Below are 17,800 nucleotides of genomic sequence, written 5' to 3' on the forward strand. Positions count from 1 at the left end.
CGTCATGACACGGCCCCCGGCGGCATGCCGCCCGGCGCCACGCTGCCCGGCTCGTCGTACGGCACCGTGAACGGCAGCCGCGCGGGCTCGGTGGTCGGCCGCCAGGCGGGGGCCCGCAGCCGCAGCTTGCGGTAGAGCAGCGTGCGCATCTTGCGGGCGAACCGGCCCGGTTCCGAGGTGATGCGGGCCGCCACCCGCTGGTGGCGCTGCGCCCGGTACGTCGCCGAGCTGCGCTTGAACTGCTCGCGCAGCGGGCGGTCCTGGCGCAGCCGGGGCGCGAACGAGCCCAGTTCGGCCAGCGGCGAGCGGGGGTCGACATCGGCGTCGGGCAGAGTGGCCATCAGGACGGGCACCCCGGTCATCGCGCCGTAGAGCGTGACCGAGCCGTGGTCGCCGACGATGTAGTCGGCCGCGACGAGCGCCCCGACCCAGTCGGCGTAGTGGCTGAGCACGGTGAGCCCGGAGCGGCCCAGCCGGGCGAGCCAGCTGCGGACCTGCCATTCGCCGTGGGCGTTCCACACGTGCGGGTGCAGCAGCGCGGCGACCCGGAACTCCTCCCTCGGCAGCTCCGCCACCAGCCGCTCCAGCACCTCGAAACCGTGCCCCAGCAGGGAGTTCGGGCCCCAGGTCGAGCAGGCGAGGACGAGCCGCTGCCGGGCCCGGGCGCCCATCGCCTCCCGGTACAGGGCGCGGGCGGGCAGGCTCGCGGTGATGCGGTCGAAGCACGGGTCGCCGACGACCTCCGCGACCGGCAGCGCCTCCGGGCACTCCCGGCCCAGCCGGGCCAGTTCCTCCTGGTGCGCCAGGACGATGGCCTCGGGCACCACGGCCCCGTCCCGGACCAGCCGCTGCCGGCTGAGCCCGTAGACGCTGCGCTGCGCCACCGCGCCTCCCCGCCGGCGGCCGGGCACGATCTTGTTGTGTCCGGCGCCGTGCGGCAGCACGATGACGGGCGCGTGGAGTTCGTGCAGGCTGCCGTGGCCCGCGGCCAGCGCGAGGTCGAACGGCGTCTGCACCGCCTGGCTCCAGGGCAGCACCAGCCCCCGCAGCCCCTCGAGGAACGCGGCGACGCCGTTGCTGAACACATCGGGCGCCGCGGTGAAGAACACCTGCACCCGCGCGTCGCCCTCCAGCAGCCGGATGGCGTCCAGCAGCCGCTGTCCGGCGGTCACGGTGTGCACCACGGCCAGGACCCTGCGGCGGATCTCCCGGGTGGCCCAGTACTCGACGTCCGGGCGCACCGGCACATGGCGCGGATGGGCTTCCAGCATGGTCACGCTCATTGGTTCGACTTCCCCCGGTCTTCCCTTCGGGCGCTGCGCCCGATTCCGGCCGGCGACCCGGTTGGCCGCCGGTGGAGGGCGTGCCCGGGGGACTGGACGCGGGGGTTGCGGAATTCCTGCATCCGTCCTGCGGCGCTGATCGTCCCCATCACGCCTGATCACAGCGGTGCGGACGTGCGCCCGCCACGCATCCGTGCGCCTCTGTCCGCCACCCCCGGCCGCGCGGCAACAGTGAACGGGTGCCGTACGAACGTGCGCGGGCCGCCGATCCATCGGCGGGGAGAAGCACACCCATCGGGGGCCGACGGTGAAACTGCTTGCTCTGGGACCCCTCGAACTATGGCATCACGAGCGGCGGTGCGCGCTCGGTTCGATCAAAGAGCGCTGTGTGCTCGCCGTGCTGGTGCACGCCCGGGGCGAGCCGGTCACCGCGGACACGCTGATGGAGCGGGTCTGGGACGGCGAACCGCCGCCGACCGGCCTGGACACGCTGCAGAGCTATCTGTCCCGGCTGCGCAGACGGCTCAGCGAGGCCGTCGGGGACCGGGCGGGGGTCGAGCGGCCGTCGCCACGGCTGTACCGGCTGCGGGTGAACCCGGAGGACACCGATCTGCTGCGCTTCCAGCGGCTGCGCGGCGACGCGGGCGCGGCGGCCGCGCGCGGCGAGCGGGAGCGGGCCGTCGGGCTGCTGCGGGCCGCCGAGGAGCTGTGGCGGGGCGAGCCGCTGGCGGAGTTCACCGGCGCCTGGGCGGCGGCGGCGCGGGCCCGGCTGGTCGAGGACCACCGGCGGGTGCGGGAGGAACGGATCCGGCTGCAGCTGGAGTTGGGGCAGCACGCGGACCTCGTCGGCGAGCTGCGCGAGCTGGCCGCGCAGAACCCGTACGCCCAGAAGGCGATCGCCTCCCTGATGCTGGCGCTCTACCGCTCCGGACGGGACGACGAAGCGCTCACCGTCTACCGGGACACCCGCCGGCGGCTCCGCGAAGGGCAGGGAATCGAACCCGGGGCGGACTTACGCGAACTGCATCAGCGCATCCTCGATCAGGACCGTGCCCTGATGGGCATCGACCGCCCGGCCGCGTCCCTGGCGGAGGCCCCCGCGGTCCGGGAGCCCGGGAACACCCTTCCGCGTGACGTCCGGGACTTCACCGGCCGGACGAGCGAACTGCGCATCCTGCTCACCCCGTCGGCCGCCCCCGCCACCTCCCTCCCCCTCACCGTCATCCACGGCATGCCCGGCGTCGGCAAGACCGCGCTCGCCATCCGCGCCGCGAACGGGCTGTGCGGGGCGTATCCGGCCGGGCAGTTCTACGTGGACCTCCACGCCTACGGCGGGCAGCAGCCGTGCGACCCCGCCGAGGCGCTCGCGGTCCTGCTGCACGCCTCCGGCGCGCCCGGTCCGCTCCCCCACTCGCTCGACGAACGGGCGGCCCGGTGGCGGGCCTGGACCGCCCGCCACCGGGTGCTCGTCATCCTCGACAACGCCCGGGACGCCGCCCAGGTCGGCCCGCTGCTGCCGGGCTCCCCCGGCTGCCGGGCGATCGTCACCAGCCGCAACCGGCTGGTCGGGCTGAACGGCGCCGCCTCGCTCCATCTGGACGTCCTCTCCGAGGCGGAGGCCGTCGCCCTCTTCGCCCGGATCGCGGGGCCCGCCCGGCTGTCCCCCTCCCCGTCCGCCGCCGACGCCGAGGCGCTGCGGCGGGTGGTGGCCGCGTGCGGCTGCCACCCGCTCGCCGTCCAGCTGCTCGCCAGCCGCTTCCGGCACCGGGACGCCTGGGGCCTGCACGACCTCCTCGACCGGCTGGCGGAGGCCACCGACCCGCTGGAGGAGTTCGACCCCGCGGTGGCGTCGGCCTTCCAGCTCTCGTACGCCGGACTCAGCGCCCCCGCACAGCGCCTGTTCCGCAGGCTCGCCCTGCACCCCGGCCCCGACATCACCCTCGCCGCCGCCACCGCGCTCGCCGGACCGGACGCCGCGCGCATCCGGCGGGTGGTCGAAGAGCTGCAGGACAGCAACCTGCTGGACGAACCCGTACGCGACCGCTACCGGTTCCACGACCTCGGCCGCGCGTTCGGCCTCCAGATCTGCGCCCGGGAGGAGTCGGAGGCCGCCCGCCACGAGGCCGTCGAGCGGCTGCTCGGCTACTACCTCACCGCCGCACACCGCGCCGACCGCCTCGTCCATCCGCAGCGACGGCCACGGCCGCCCGGACCGCCCCAGGAGTCCCCGTACGCGCCCGCGTTCACCGACGCCGACGAGGCGTCGGTGTGGCTCACCCTGGAGCGCGCCAACCTGCTGGCCGCGGCCCGCACCGCCCCCGGCCGCTCCCCCTCGTACGCGGCGCTCTTCCCGCACGTCCTGGCAGGCGCGCTGAAGACCTGGGGTACCTGGGACATCGCCGCCGAGCTGTACGGCGCCGCCCTGACGGTCCTGCGCGCCCGCGCCGACCGGCCCGCCCTCGCCAGAACGCTCGTGGAACGCGCGGAGGTGCTGGCCCAGAAGCGCCACGACGAGGCCCAGCGCTGCGCCACCGAGGCCCTGATCCTCTTCCGCGGCCTGCGCGATCCGCACGGCTGCGCCGACGCCCTCCTGCAGTCCGGGCGCGCCCATCTCGCGGCGGGCCACGGCGAGATGGCGCTGCGGGTGCTGGACCGGGCCATCGGGCGCTACCAGCAGGTCGGCGACCGCGGCGGGGAGGCGGACTGCCTCAACATCCAGGCGGCGGCGCTGCACTACGCGGGCCGGTACGCCGAGGCGCTGGAGCGGGTGCGGGTCATGCTCAGCGTCCACGAGGCGCTCGGAAATCTGCGGGGGCAGGCCAAGGCCCTGAACAACCTGGGCGAAATCGCCTATATCCAGGCGCGCTACGACGAGGCCCGCGCCCACTACGAGCGGTCCCGCACCCTGGCGCGGCAGTTCGGCGGCCGTCAGGAGCTGGCCATCCTCGACACCAACCTCGGCCGGGTGCACCAGGCCACCGGGGACACCGCCCGGGCGCTGAGGTGTTTCCGGCGCGCCCTCGACAGCCACCGGGCGGCCGGGGACACTCTCGGCGAGGCGAACGTGCTGATCAGCATGGGGACCGCGTACGCCGAAAGCGGCCGCACGGACGAGGCGTTACGCCACTTCGCGCAGGCGGACCGGGCGGCCCGCAGCATCGACAACGCGTACGAACGGCAGCGGGCGCTCATCGGCACGGCCGACGCACACCACCGCTCGGGCCATCTCGCCACCGCCACGGAGGTCTACCGGCAGGCGCTGGACCTGGCCCAGGGCATCGGATTCCCGCTCGGCTGCGCCCACGCCCTCGCGGGCCTTACCCGTACGGCGCTGTCCGCCGCCGACCGGGAGAGCGCACACCACTACGGGGCTCAGGCGGTCGACCTGTACCAGCGCCTGGACGCGGGAGCGGAGGCCGAGCGGCTGCGGTGCCTGCTCGCCGGGCGCTGACGCGGCGTCAGCGCCCGGCGAGCGGCGCGGGTTGTCGGTCAGGCGCTCACCTGGCTACCTGCCGACTGCCGTGCGAACCACATCCACTGGTCGGTTCCGGCGATTATCGTCGTCGCACCCACGGCGAGTACGGCCGTGGTGGCCACGGCGACGAAAACGCTCCTTGCGTTGATCACAACACTCCCATTGAGGAATGGAGTTACTGGGTCAGGACCCCTTGATCAAAAGGCGTGATCCGCAAGGTACACCCAATCGCAGTAGCGAAGAAACGTTTTACATACGCACCGTCAGGTTTTCTTGCGCCACACCAGCGCACACGACACCGGGTGGTGGCGGAACCGCTCCCACTTCGGCTTCACCGCCAGCCACCGCTCGTCCACCACACCCTCCCGCATCTCGGTGAGCGTCCACCCCGCGCCCAGCCCCGCCGTGATGTGTTCGCTGAGCAAATGGACATGGGTGCTGATGGCGACCGACTCGCCCGTGTCGCTGGTGAAGTGGGTCGGCATGCCGGTGGTCATGATGAAGTGCGGATGGAAGGCCACCACCACACAGGCCGCGCCGGGCTCCGCGAGCCGCCACGCCTCGTCGTAGAACGGGCGCAGCTCGGGCAGGTGTTCATCGATGAGCGAGGCGATGACCAGGTCGTACGCGCCCGCGTCGAGGCCGGTGGCGCGCACATCGCCCTGGAACAGGCGGTCGTGGACGCCACGGGCGCGGGCGCGGGCGAGCATCTCGGGGGTGAGGTCGACGCCGTCGATCGCGGCCACCCCGCTCCGCCGCAGCCAGGCGCCGGTGCGGCCGGTGCCGCAGCCGAGGTCGGCGGCGCGGCGGACGGAGGTCCACGAGGGATCGGCGAGCTCGTCGAGGAGGGCGAGGTCCATCACGTCCTCGACGGTCTGCTCGTAGGTCTCGACCCACTGTCCGTAGCCGGTGGCGACGTCCACCGTGCGGTATCCGCGCGTGTCGAAGTCGGAGAAGGAAACCATGCGCCGCAGTATCGGCGAGTGCCGGTGCGCAGCGCGACGCGTTTTACGCCGGGGGCGCCCCGTCCCGTGTGGCGCCGTCCTCGGCGGCACTGACCTCGGGACGTTTCGTCTCGGGCCGCCGGGGGTCGGTGGGCCCCGCCTCGGTCCCCTTCGGTTCGTCCCGCTTCGGCTCGCGGTCGCGCTTGCCGTGGTGGTGCAGCCGGCTCCGTATGTCCGCGTGGGGCAGGAACTGGGCCCAGCGCTCGGGGAACTCCGACGGCGGGGTGATCTCGGCCGACCCGTCGTCGGCCGTGCGCTGGTCCCTGGCGCGTTCCAGGGCCGCCTGTTCCCGGGTCCAGGCCGCCCGCTGGGCGCGGCCGGCGGCGGTGGCCACCGAGGGCCACACCCGGTCGATGGCGGCGTTGACGGCGGCGCCGACGAGCACCGCGAAGGCGGACACGCCGATCCACAGCAGGACGGCGACGGGCGCCGCGAGCGATCCGTAGATCGTCGGGCCCTCCACGGTGTGGATGAGGTAGATCCGCAGCAGGAAGCTGCCGAGCACCCACATGGTGAGCGCCACGAGCGCCCCCGGGATGTCCTCGCGCCACGCCGAGCGCGCCGGCACCGACACGTGGTAGAGCGTGGTGAGGAAGGCGACGGACAGCAGGATCACGGTGGGCCAGTACAGGACCCGTACGAGGGTGGCGCTGGACGGCACGAAGTCCACCAGGGTCTCCGGGCCGATGACCATCAGCGGCAGCGCCACCGCCCCGATGACGAGGGCCACCAGGTAGAGGAGGAAGGCGAGCAGCCGGGTCCGGACGATCCCGCGGCGGCCCTCCAGCCCGTACATGATGGTGATGGTGTCCACGAACACGTTGACCGCGCGGGAGCCGGACCACAGCGCGATGCCGAAGCCGAGCGAGATGACATCGGGGCGGCCGCCCTCTATGACGTCGTCCAGGAGCGGCCGGGCGATCTCCTTGACGCCCCTGTCGGAGAGCACGGTGCCCGACGCGTCGAGGATGTTCTGCCGGATGGTGGCCACGGTCTCGGTGGAGGTCCACGCGTCGAAGTAGCCGAGCAGCCCGATCAGGCCGAGCAGCAGCGGTGGCAGCGACAGCAGCGTGAAGAAGGCGGCCTCGGCGGCGAGGCCGGTGACCCGGTACTCCATGCAGGAGTTGACGGTGTCCTTCAGCAGCAGCCAGGCCATCCTGCGCTTGGACACGTTGCGGTACATGGCGCGGGCCTTGTTCAGCCGCCCGGACGGCTTCGGAATGTCTTCTGCTGGCTGCACGCCCCAACCGTATCCGGCGCACTTCGGCGTGACCGACACGATCACCCGCGCACCCGGCCGGAATGCGTCGGCGGAGGGGACGCCGCGCCGACTCGGCACCGCCCTCCGCCCGCCGCGGACACTGTCCGCGCCCGGTGCGCCGGGCGGCAAAGGTTGCGTCGCGTTGCACCATCCATGGTTGGCTTGCCCCCATGACCATCGATGTGACCACCTGGTCGCTGGAGCAGACCTCGCCCGCGGACCTCGGACCGGCGCGGGAGCCCGCGGCCGAGGCGGGGGTGCGGATCGTCCGCGCCGAGGTGGCGAGCCCGGAGTTCAGCCGCTTCCTCTACACGGCCGTCGGTTCGGACAACGACTGGACCGACCGGCTGGAGTGGTCGCACGAGCGGTGGCTGGAGTTTCTGGACCGGCCCGGGGCGGAGACGTGGGTCGCGTACGAGCGCGGCACCCCGGCCGGGTACATCGAGCTGGACCCGCAGGACGCGGGCGTCGTGGAGATCACGTACTTCGGGCTGCTGCCCGCATTCCGCGGTCGGCGCATCGGCGGGCACCTGCTGACCTGGGGCGCCCGCCGCGCCTGGGACCTGGCCGACCGCTGGCCCGGGCTGCCGCCGACCAAGCGGGTGTGGGTGCACACGTGCAGCAAGGACGGGCCGTACGCGCTCGGCAACTACCGCCGCCGGGGCTTCCGGGTGTTCGACGTCAAGACCGGGACCGAGGGGTGACCAAGCCCACACCATCTCACAGACCGAGACCGAGACGTCCGAATATTGGACAAAGGTGGACTCGCCGAAGATGCGCGTGCCACGCTTCCCTCATGTCTCGAGCTGGAATTGCCTTGGTGAGTCGACGCCACGTCGACCTCGGCCGCATGTCCAGCGCGATCTGTCCGGCGAGCTGACGCACTCAGCAGGGCCCGTACCGGCCCCCGGACAGCCTCCCCGCACTTCCCGCCCGCCCCCGACGACGTGGGCGAGCGCGCACGCCTCGACACCTCCCCGTCGTATCCACCCGCACCGGTATCCGCCGCAGCGCCGTGCCCGCCTGCGCTCCTGCGCAGGTCAGAGCGTGCGCGCGAGATCATCCGCCGCACCGAGCCGCTCAGAAGGACACACACCGCCATGCCCGCCACACCGGAACGCGCAGCAGCCACGCCCCGCCGTAAGGCCGGACGCCATCGCGGCGAAGGCCAGTGGGCCGCGGGTCACTTCACCCCGCTCAACGGCAACGAGCAGACCAAGAAGGACGACGACGGTCTCAATGTGCGGACACGCATTGAGACGATCTACGCCCACCGTGGCTTCGACGCCATCGACGGTGCCGACCTGCGCGGCCGGATGCGCTGGTGGGGCCTGTACACCCAGCGCAAGCCCGGGATCGACGGCGGCAAGACCGCCATCCTGGAGCCGGAGGAGCTGGACGACGAGCACTTCATGATGCGCGTCCGGATCGACGGCGGGCGGCTGACCACCGAGCAGCTGCGGGTCATCGGCGAGATCTCGGAGGAGTTCGCGCGCGGCACGGCCGACATCACCGACCGGCAGAACATCCAGTACCACTGGATCCGGATCGAGGACGTACCCGAGATCTGGAAGCGGCTGGAAGCCGTCGGTCTGTCCACCACCGAGGCGTGCGGCGACACCCCCCGCGTGATCGTCGGCTCCCCGGTGGCCGGGATCGCCGAGGACGAGATCATCGACGGCACCTCCGCCATCGAGGAGATCCACCGCCGCTACATCGGCAGCAAGGAGTTCTCCAACCTGCCGCGCAAGTTCAAGACCGCGGTCTCCGGCTCCCCGGTGCTCGACGTCGTGCACGAGATCAACGACGTCGCGTTCGTCGGTGTGCGCCACCCCGAGCACGGCCCCGGCTTCGACCTGTGGGTCGGCGGCGGGCTGTCCACCAACCCCAAGATCGGCGTCCGGCTCGGCGCCTGGGTGCCGCTGGAGGACGTCCCGGAGGTCTGGGCCGGGGTCACCTCCATCTTCCGCGACTACGGCTACCGGCGGCTGCGCAACCGCGCCCGGCTGAAGTTCCTGGTCGCCGACTGGGGCCCGGAAAAGTTCCGCCAGGTGCTGGAGGACGAGTACCTGAAGCGTCCGCTGGCCGACGGCCCGGCGCCCGAGCGGCCCGTCCGGCAGTGGCGCGACCACATGGGCGTGCACCGCCAGCAGGACGGCCGCTACTACGTCGGCTTCTCGCCGCGCGTCGGCCGGGTGGACGGGGCGACCCTCACCAAGATCGCCGGCCTGGCCGAGGCCCATGGCTCCGGGCGGCTGACCACCACCGTCGAGCAGAAGATGATCGTGCTCGATGTGGCCGAGGACCGGGTCGAGTCGCTGGTCTCCGGTCTGGAGGCGCTGGACCTCCAGGTGAAGCCGTCCCCGTTCCGGCGCGGCACGATGGCCTGCACCGGCATCGAGTTCTGCAAGCTCGCGATCGTCGAGACCAAGGCGCGCGGCTCCTGGCTCATCGACGAGCTGGAGCGGCGGATGCCCGAGTTCGACGAGCCGCTCACCATCAACCTCAACGGCTGCCCGAACGCCTGCGCCCGCATCCAGGTCGCGGACATCGGCCTCAAGGGCCAGCTGGTCATGGACGCGGACGGCGAGCAGGTCGAGGGCTACCAGGTGCACCTGGGCGGCGCGCTGGGCCTGGACCCGGGCTTCGGCCGCAAGGTGCGCGGCCTGAAGGTCACCGCCGCCGAACTCCCGGACTACATCGAGCGCGTGCTGCGCCGCTTCCAGGAGGAGCGCGAGGACGGCGAGCGGTTCGCCACCTGGGCGGGGCGTGCCGGTGAGGATGCCCTCAAGTGAGCGAGAGGGCGGCGCCGTTCTACTGCCCCTACTGCGGGGATGAGGACCTGCGGCCCTCCGAGGAGGAAGGGCCCCGCGGGCAAGGGGCGGCCTGGGAATGCGCGGCCTGCAATCGGGCGTTCCGCCTGGCGTTCCTCGGGCTGCTGGCCAAGGGCCTGCGGCGCGACCGAGCCGGAGAAGGGGACACAGCGATATGACCCAGCTTCAGCAGCACACCGACCTCGAAGCGCTCGCCACGCGGGCGGGCCGCGACCTCGAGGACGCCCCGGCGCTCGACATCCTGCGCTGGGCGGCCGACACCTTCGGGCCCCGGTTCTGCGTCACCTCCTCGATGGAGGACGCGGTGGTGGCCCACCTCGCCTCCCAGGTGTTCCCCGGTGTCGACGTGGTGTTCCTCGACACCGGATACCACTTCCCGGAGACCATCGGCACCCGTGACGCGGTGGCGGCCGTGATGGACGTCAACGTCATCACCCTCACCCCGCGCCAGACGGTGGCCGAGCAGGACGCCGAGCACGGACCGAAGCTGCACGACCGCAACCCCGACCTGTGCTGCGCGCTGCGCAAGGTGCGGCCGCTGGAGGAGGGGCTGAAGGCGTACGACGCGTGGGCCACCGGGCTGCGCCGCGACGAGTCCCCGACCCGTGCGAACACCCCGGTCGTCGGCTGGGACGCCCGGCGGCGAAAGGTGAAGATATCGCCGATAGCCCGCTGGACGCAGGCGGACGTGGACACCTACGTCGCTGAACAGGGTGTACTGACCAATCCCCTGCTCATGGATGGATACCCTTCCGTCGGCTGCGCGCCCTGCACCCGTCGGGTGCTGGAGGGCGAGGACGCCCGGTCGGGCCGCTGGGCGGGGAGCAACAAGACGGAATGCGGACTGCACGGCTGATGGCTGTCGACCAGGAGAACGAGATGAGCGCGCCGATACACACCGGGGCCACCGTGTGGCTGACCGGTCTGCCGAGCGCCGGGAAGACGACGATCGCGTACGCGCTCGCGGAGCGGCTGCGCGGTGAGGGCCACCGGGCGGAGGTGCTGGACGGGGACGAGATACGCGAGTTCCTCTCCGCCGGGCTCGGTTTCTCGCGCGAGGACCGGCACACCAATGTGCAGCGGATCGGCTTCGTCGCGGAGTTGCTGGCGTCCAACGGGGTCAAGGTGCTGGTGCCGGTGATCGCGCCGTTCGCGGACAGCCGGGAGGCGGTGCGCAAGCGTCACCAGGCCGAGGGGACCGCGTATCTGGAGGTGCATGTCGCCACGCCGGTCGAGGTGTGCTCCGAGCGCGATGTGAAGGGGCTGTACGCGAAGCAGGCGGCGGGCGAGATCAAGGGGCTGACCGGGGTGGACGACCCGTACGAGGCCCCGGTCGACCCGGATCTGCGGATCGCGGCGCACGAGCAAGGTGTCCAGGAGTCGGCGGCGGCGCTTCGGACTCTACTGAGCGAGAGGGGACTCCTGTGAGCGACGCACGCGCGGCCGCCGGGCCGCAGACGATCACGATGGCGACACCTCTGCGCCGCGCGGGCGGCGGTGCCCGCGGCGGAGCCGCTGATGTGACGAGCAGCCGCTACCGCGGCGGGGCGAACGAAAGGGGCGCAGCATGACGACCGTGGCTCCGATCAATGGAACCGGGTCCGGCTCGGACGAGGGCGACCTCTACGCGCTCTCGCACCTTGACGCACTGGAGTCCGAGGCGGTGCACATCTTCCGCGAGGTGGCGGGCGAGTTCGAGCGGCCGGTGATCCTGTTCTCCGGCGGCAAGGACTCCATCGTCATGCTGCATCTGGCGCTGAAGGCCTTTGCGCCCGCGCCGGTGCCGTTCTCGCTGCTGCACGTGGACACCGGGCACAACTTCCCCGAGGTCATCGAGTACCGCGACCGCACCGTCGCCGAGCACTCCTTGCGGCTGCATGTGGCGTCGGTGCAGGAGTTCATCGACGACGGGCGGCTGCGGGAGCGTCCGGACGGCACCCGCAACCCGCTGCAGACGGTGCCGCTGCTGGACGCCATCGAGAGGAACCGCTTCGACGCGGTGTTCGGCGGTGGCCGCCGGGACGAGGAGAAGGCGCGCGCCAAGGAGCGGGTGTTCTCCCTGCGGGACGAGTTCGGCGGCTGGGACCCGCGCCGTCAGCGCCCCGAGCTGTGGCAGCTGTACAACGGCCGGCACTCCCCCGGTGAGCACGTGCGCGTGTTCCCGCTGTCCAACTGGACCGAGCTGGACGTGTGGCAGTACATCGAGCGCGAGAAGATCGAGCTTCCGCAGATCTACTACGCGCACGAGCGCGAGGTGTTCCGGCGCGGCGGCATGTGGCTGGCCCCCGGCGAGTGGGGCGGTCCCAGGGGCGACGAGACGGTGGAGCGGCGCCAGGTGCGCTACCGCACGGTGGGCGACATGTCCTGCACCGGTGCCGTCGAGTCGGACGCGGTCACGATCGAGCAGGTCATCGATGAGATCGCGGCATCCCGGCTGACCGAGCGGGGCGCGACGCGCGCCGACGACAAGCTGTCGGAGGCCGCGATGGAGGACCGTAAGCGCGAGGGGTACTTCTAGCCATGACGAGCAATCTCAGTGCCGAGGAGCAGGCCGTGGTGACCGCGGTGGAGCGATCCGCGGCCTCTTCCCAGCTGCGCTTCGCCACCGCCGGTTCGGTGGACGACGGCAAGTCGACCCTGGTCGGGCGGCTGCTGCACGACTCCAAGTCGGTGCTCGCCGACCAGTTGGAGGCGGTCGAGCACGCGTCCCGCAGCCGTGGCCAGGAGGCCCCGGATCTGGCGCTGCTGACCGACGGGCTGCGGGCGGAGCGCGAGCAGGGCATCACCATCGATGTCGCCTACCGCTACTTCGCCACCCCGCGGCGGCGGTTCATCCTCGCCGACACCCCGGGCCACGTGCAGTACACCCGCAACATGGTCACCGGCGCCTCCACCGCGGAGCTGGCGGTGGTCCTGGTGGACGCGCGCAACGGCGTGGTGGAGCAGACCCGGCGGCATGCCGCGGTCGCCGCGCTGCTGCGGGTCCCGCATGTGGTCCTCGCCGTCAACAAGATGGACCTGGTGGACTACGCGGAACCGGTGTTCGCCGCGATAGCCGAGGAGTTCACCTCGTACGCGGCCTCGCTGGGCGTCCCGGAGATCACCGCGATCCCGATCTCCGCGCTGGCCGGGGACAATGTGGTGACCGCGTCCGCGAACATGGACTGGTACGGCGGCCCGACCGTCCTGGAGCACCTGGAGACGGTGCCGGTGGGCACCGACCCGTCGCAGGACCCGGCGCGCTTCCCCGTGCAGATCGTGATCCGTCCGCAGAGCGCCGAGCACCCCGACTACCGCGGCTACGCGGGCCAGGTGGCCTCCGGTGTGCTGCGCGTCGGCGACGAGGTGACGGTGCTGCCGTCGGGCCGTACGAGCACCATCACCGGGATCGACGTGCTGGGCCGGCCCGCCGACCTGGCCTGGGCCCCGCAGTCGGTGACGGTCCGGCTCGCCGACGACCTCGACATCTCGCGCGGCGACGTACTCGCCCCGAGCGCGTACGCGCCCGCTCCCACCCAGGACGTCGAGGCGACGGTGTGCCATCTGCACGACCGTCCGCTGCGGGTCGGGGACCGGGTGCTGCTGAAGCACACCACCCGCACGGTGAAGGCGATCGTCAAGGACATCCCGTCCCGGCTCACGCTCGCCGACCTCTCGCACCACCCGGCGCCGGGTGAGCTGGCCGCCAACGACATCGGCCGGGTCGTCCTGCGGACGTCGGAGCCGCTGGCGCTGGACGCGTACGCCGCGTCCCGGCGCACCGGGTCCTTCCTGCTGATCGACCCGGCGGACGGCACGACGCTGACCGCGGGCATGGCGGGCGACTCGTTCGCCGAGCAGGCGTCGCAGGCGTCCGCCGCGGAGGGCTCTGACCGTGCCGACGCCGCCGACGGCGAGGGCTGGGACTTCTGACCATGGCCGGTGAGGTGTTCTCGACGTTCGCGAAGGAGGGCGGCCGCGTGGGCAGCGGCGCCCGGGGCAGTGGTCAGGGCGGAGTCGGGCGATGTGTGCGCTGAATCGCGTCCTCCCCGCTGTGCCGTACCCCCTTCCCCCGAGTCCTTGTGAACCGCCGGGCGTCCCCTGACGCGGCGCCCGGCCCGCCGAGAGGAACACCTCCCGTGTCGTCTGCCGCTCGCCGCCCGATAACGCCATCGCACCGCCGCACCCCCCGTCTGCTGGCGGCCGCCGCCGTCCTCCCGCTGCTGATCGGCGCGCTGGGCGGCTGCGGCTACGGCTCGCAGAAGAAGACCGACGACACCGGGTCCTCGGCGCTGCCCGCGGCCGGTGGCAAGAAGGTCGACGGCCTGGACAAGGTGAAGGTGGGCTACTTCGCCAACCTCACCCACGCCACCGCCCTGGTGGGGCTGCGCAAGGGCGGCCGGATCCAGCAGGCGCTGCACGGCACGAAGGTGTCGCCGTATGTCTTCAACGCCGGGCCGTCGGAGATCGAGGCGCTGAACGCGGGCTCCATCGACATGGGCTGGATCGGCCCGTCGCCGTCCATCAACGGCTATGTGAAGTCGCACGGCTCCAACCTCAAGATCATCTCGGGTTCGGCCTCCGGCGGGGTCAAGCTCGTCGTCAACCCGAAGAAGATCAAGACGCTGGACGACGTCAAGGGCAAGAAGATCGCCACCCCGCAGCTGGGCAACACCCAGGACGTGGCGTTCCTCAACTGGATCGCCTCCAAGGGCTGGAAGGTCGACGCGCAGAGCGGCAAGGGCGATGTCTCCGTGGTCCGCTCGGACAACAAGGTGACTCCCGACGCCTACAAGTCCGGTTCCATCGACGGCGCCTGGGTGCCCGAGCCGACCGCCTCCAAGCTGGTCGCCGAGGGCGGCAGGACCCTGCTGGACGAGTCGTCGCTGTGGCCGGACAAGAAGTTCGTCATCACCAATCTGATCGTCAAGCAGTCGTTCCTCAAGGAGCACCCGAAGGTGGTCGAGGCCGTGCTGCGCGGATCGGTGAAGACCAACGCCTGGATCAAGGCCAACCCCGACAAGGCGAAGGCCGCGGCGAACGCCGCTCTCAAGGAGGAGACCGGCAAGCCGCTGCCCGCCCATGTGATCGACCCGGCCTGGAAGTCCATCCAGGTCACCGACGATCCGCTCGCCTCGACCCTCAACACCGAGGCGGAGCACGCGGTCAAGGCCGGGCTGCTGGAAAAGCCCGACCTCAAGGGCATCTACGACCTGACCCCGCTCAACAAGGTCCTGAAGTCCGAGGGCAGGCCGGCCGTCTCGGCCGCGGGCCTCGGCGACCAGTAGCCGCCGCCCGCTCCCGTACGCACGTGACCACACGTACGCCCCCATCAGGAGGTGACCGGATGTCCCCGGCACTGACCACCGAGAAGGCCGACCTGGCGGGCCCGGCCGCGCCCGGCGCCGCCGACTCCACCGGAGCGGTCCGGATCGGCCACGTCCACAAGTCCTTCGGCCGCCCCGGCGCCGCCCAGCCCGTCCTCGACGACATCAACCTGGAGATCAAGCCCGGCGAGTTCGTCTGCATCCTGGGGGCCTCCGGCTGCGGCAAGTCGACGCTGCTGAACCTCATCGCCGGCCTGGACCGCCCGACCGGCGGAACCATCGAGGTGCCCGGCAGCCGCCCGGCCCTGATGTTCCAGGAGCACGCGCTGTTCCCGTGGCTGACCGCGGGCAAGAACATCGAACTGGCGCTGCGGCTGCGCGGCGTACCCCGCGCCGACCGCAGGCCGGAGGCCGAGCGGCTGCTGGAGCTGGTGCGGCTGAAGGGCGCGCACGGCAAGCGGGTGCACGAGCTGTCCGGTGGTATGCGGCAGCGCGTGGCGATGGCCCGCGCGCTGGCCCAGGACTCCAGCGTGCTGCTGATGGACGAGCCGTTCGCCGCGCTCGACGCCATCACCCGCGATGTGCTGCACGGCGAACTGACCCGGATCTGGAGCGAGACCGGCGTCTCGGTCCTGTTCGTCACCCACAACGTCCGCGAGGCCGTCCGGCTGGCCGAGCGCGTGGTGCTGCTGTCCTCGCGCCCCGGCCGGGTCGTCCGCGACTGGTCGGTCGACATACCGCAGCCGCGCCGCATCGAGGACGCGGCCGTCGCCGACCTGTCCATCGAGATCACCGAAGAACTGCGTGGGGAGATCCGCCGCCATGGCCAGCAGTAGGACCGCCGCGGCCGACACGGCCCCGAATACCGACGGCGCGAAGAAGTCCGCCGAGGACCTGGAGGGCCTGGAGGCCGGGCTCGACGCACTGGAAACGGTCCAGATCAAGCGGGTCCCGGTGACCCAGGTGCTCATCCAGAAGGTGCTGCCGCCCATCGTGGCCGTCATCGCGGTGGTGGCCCTGTGGAAGGTGCTCGTCTGGGGACACGTCACCGAGGACTACAAACTCCCCGACCCCAGCCTGGTGTGGGACTCGCTGCGCCTGCTGTGGCTGCGGGGCGAGCTGTTCGACATCATCTGGACCAGCGTCTCGCGCGGCCTCTTCGGCTTCCTCATCGCGCTCGCGATCGCCACCCCGCTGGGGCTGATCGTCGCCCGGGTGAACTTCGTCCGCGCCGCCTTCGGCCCGATCCTCTCCGGACTGCAGTCGCTGCCCTCGGTCGCCTGGGTGCCGCCCGCGGTCATCTGGCTCGGCCTCAACGACCAGATGATGTACACCGTCATCCTGCTCGGCGCCGTGCCCTCGATCGCCAACGGCCTCGTCGCGGGCATCGACCGGGTGCCCCCGCTGTTCCTGCGCGCCGGCCGCACCCTCGGCGCCCGCGGCCTGGTCAGCGCCTGGCACATCCTGCTGCCCGCGTCGCTGCCCGGCTACGTCGCCGGGCTCAAGCAGGGCTGGGCCTTCTCCTGGCGCTCGCTGATGGCCGCCGAGATCATCGCCAAGTCCCCCGACCTGGGCCTGGGGCTGGGCCAGTACCTGGAGAACGCGCGCAACAACTCCGACATGGCGAGCGTGCTGCTCGGCATCATCATGATCCTCGTCGTCGGCATCGCCATCGAACTGCTGGTCTTCGCCCCCATCGAGCGCCGCGTCCTGCGCAGCCGCGGCCTGGCGCCGAACGCCCGCTGAAGGAAACCACGGAAACCACCATGTCTGCCCCGACCCTCCTCGTCGTCGCCCACGGCAGCCGCGATCCGCGCCACGCGGCGACCGTCGGCGCGCTGTGCGCGCGCGTGCGGTCGCTGCGGCCGGGGCTGCGCGTCGAAGCGTCCTTCCTGGAGTTCAACGCGCCCCGGGTGGGCCAGGTCCTGGACCGGCTCGCCGCGGCGGGGACCGACGAGGTGGTCGCCCTCCCCCTCCTGCTCACCCGCGCCTTCCACGCGAAGGCCGACATCCCGGCGGTCCTGCGCGAGGCCACGGCCCGCCACCCCCGCCTGACCGTCCGCCAGGCCGGTGTCCTGGGACCCTCCCCGCTGCTCGTGGAGGCCCTGGAACACCGTCTGTACGAGGCCGGGCTGCGCCCGGCCGACCGGCACCGGACCGGCGTCGTCCTGGCCTCGGCGGGCTCCACCGACCCGGAGGCGATCGCGGTGATCGCTGAAATCGCGCGGGAGTGGCGGCACACCGGATGGTGCGCCGTGCGACCCGCGTTCGCCTCCGCCTCCCTCCCCCGCACCGAGGACGCGGTGCGCGCCCTGCGCGCCGAGGGCGCCGAACGGGTGGCCGTGGCCCCGTACGTCATCGCCCCCGGCCGCCTCCCCGACCGCATCGCCCACGGCGCCGAGGCGGCGGGCGCGGACGTCCTGGCCGGCGTCCTCGGTCCGGCCCCCGAGCTGGCCCGGCTGCTGCTGGCCCGCTACGACGAGGCCCGGGTGGCGCGGCGGGTTCTGCTGACGGCCTGAGCGCGCCGGGTCAGCCTCTTCAGTGTCTTCGGCGGCCGGATCCGCTGGGCGCTCGGCTCACGCTGGAAGTCTCGGCACTTGTACGAGCTGCGTGCCATGCTGGAGCCAAGGAAACACG

The 17,800-nt window shown here is 72.2% G+C and carries 15 protein-coding genes; 12 read left to right on the top strand and 3 right to left on the bottom strand.

The window, feature by feature from the left end:
- Window positions 1–2: 2 nt before the first annotated feature.
- Complete coding sequence (locus tag ASC60_RS11040; RefSeq protein WP_055549429.1) at window positions 3–1,283, bottom strand: hypothetical protein; 1,281 nt, start codon at window positions 1,281–1,283, stop codon at window positions 3–5.
- Window positions 1,284–1,590: 307 nt separating this feature from the next.
- Here ASC60_RS11040 and ASC60_RS11045 point away from each other — a divergent pair, with 307 nt between their 5' ends.
- On the top strand, window positions 1,591–4,734 hold the full coding sequence (locus ASC60_RS11045; RefSeq protein WP_055549431.1) for a BTAD domain-containing putative transcriptional regulator: 3,144 nt from the start codon (window positions 1,591–1,593) through the stop codon (window positions 4,732–4,734).
- 287 nt (window positions 4,735–5,021) lie between these two features.
- Here ASC60_RS11045 and ASC60_RS11050 read toward each other — a convergent pair whose 3' ends face one another.
- Complete coding sequence (locus ASC60_RS11050; protein ID WP_055549432.1) at window positions 5,022–5,723, bottom strand: class I SAM-dependent methyltransferase; 702 nt, start codon at window positions 5,721–5,723, stop codon at window positions 5,022–5,024.
- Window positions 5,724–5,766: 43 nt separating this feature from the next.
- Window positions 5,767–7,002: a YihY/virulence factor BrkB family protein gene (locus tag ASC60_RS11055; protein WP_079038354.1), complete on the bottom strand. Its 1,236-nt coding sequence runs from the start codon at window positions 7,000–7,002 to the stop codon at window positions 5,767–5,769.
- A 191-nt stretch (window positions 7,003–7,193) separates the two neighbouring features.
- Between ASC60_RS11055 and ASC60_RS11060 the strand changes: the two genes are divergently transcribed.
- The 11 genes from ASC60_RS11060 (at window position 7,194) to ASC60_RS11110 (ending at window position 17,682) form a co-directional block, all read left to right on the top strand.
- Window positions 7,194–7,727 (top strand): GNAT family N-acetyltransferase, encoded by a 534-nt coding sequence (locus tag ASC60_RS11060; protein WP_055549434.1) that lies wholly within the window; start codon window positions 7,194–7,196, stop codon window positions 7,725–7,727.
- Window positions 7,728–8,123: 396 nt separating this feature from the next.
- Window positions 8,124–9,818 carry a nitrite/sulfite reductase gene (locus ASC60_RS11065; RefSeq protein ID WP_055549436.1) on the top strand — a complete coding sequence of 565 codons (1,695 nt, stop codon included), beginning with the start codon at window positions 8,124–8,126 and terminating at the stop codon, window positions 9,816–9,818.
- Entirely contained in the window at window positions 9,815–10,015 is a 201-nt protein-coding gene (locus ASC60_RS11070) for a hypothetical protein (RefSeq protein WP_055549438.1), read from the top strand. Before ASC60_RS11065 ends, ASC60_RS11070 begins: the two co-directional genes overlap by 4 nt.
- Window positions 10,012–10,713 (top strand): phosphoadenylyl-sulfate reductase, encoded by a 702-nt coding sequence (locus ASC60_RS11075; RefSeq protein WP_055549440.1) that lies wholly within the window; start codon window positions 10,012–10,014, stop codon window positions 10,711–10,713. Before ASC60_RS11070 ends, ASC60_RS11075 begins: the two co-directional genes overlap by 4 nt.
- Window positions 10,713–11,285 carry an adenylyl-sulfate kinase gene (gene cysC / locus ASC60_RS11080; RefSeq protein WP_055549442.1) on the top strand — a complete coding sequence of 191 codons (573 nt, stop codon included), beginning with the start codon at window positions 10,713–10,715 and terminating at the stop codon, window positions 11,283–11,285. The genes ASC60_RS11075 and cysC overlap by 1 nt, the downstream gene beginning before the upstream one ends.
- A gap of 139 nt (window positions 11,286–11,424) precedes the next feature.
- Window positions 11,425–12,375, top strand: a complete 951-nt coding sequence (gene cysD, locus ASC60_RS11085; protein ID WP_055549445.1) for a sulfate adenylyltransferase subunit CysD — start codon at window positions 11,425–11,427, stop codon at window positions 12,373–12,375.
- A 2-nt stretch (window positions 12,376–12,377) separates the two neighbouring features.
- Window positions 12,378–13,769 carry a sulfate adenylyltransferase subunit 1 gene (locus tag ASC60_RS11090; RefSeq protein ID WP_055549447.1) on the top strand — a complete coding sequence of 464 codons (1,392 nt, stop codon included), beginning with the start codon at window positions 12,378–12,380 and terminating at the stop codon, window positions 13,767–13,769.
- Window positions 13,770–13,975: 206 nt separating this feature from the next.
- Entirely contained in the window at window positions 13,976–15,124 is a 1,149-nt protein-coding gene (locus ASC60_RS11095) for an ABC transporter substrate-binding protein (RefSeq protein ID WP_234356888.1), read from the top strand.
- Window positions 15,125–15,183: 59 nt separating this feature from the next.
- Entirely contained in the window at window positions 15,184–15,999 is an 816-nt protein-coding gene (locus ASC60_RS11100) for an ABC transporter ATP-binding protein (protein ID WP_055549449.1), read from the top strand.
- Window positions 15,986–16,909, top strand: a complete 924-nt coding sequence (locus ASC60_RS11105; protein ID WP_055549451.1) for an ABC transporter permease — start codon at window positions 15,986–15,988, stop codon at window positions 16,907–16,909. The genes ASC60_RS11100 and ASC60_RS11105 overlap by 14 nt, the downstream gene beginning before the upstream one ends.
- 20 nt (window positions 16,910–16,929) lie before the next feature.
- The gene (locus tag ASC60_RS11110; protein ID WP_055549453.1) at window positions 16,930–17,682 is read left to right on the top strand and encodes a sirohydrochlorin chelatase; all 753 of its coding nucleotides are present in this window, start codon (window positions 16,930–16,932) and stop codon (window positions 17,680–17,682) included.
- Window positions 17,683–17,800: the final 118 nt, after the last annotated feature.

Source organism: Streptomyces sp. NBRC 110028 (assembly GCF_001417735.1).
Taxonomy (GTDB): domain Bacteria; phylum Actinomycetota; class Actinomycetes; order Streptomycetales; family Streptomycetaceae; genus Streptomyces.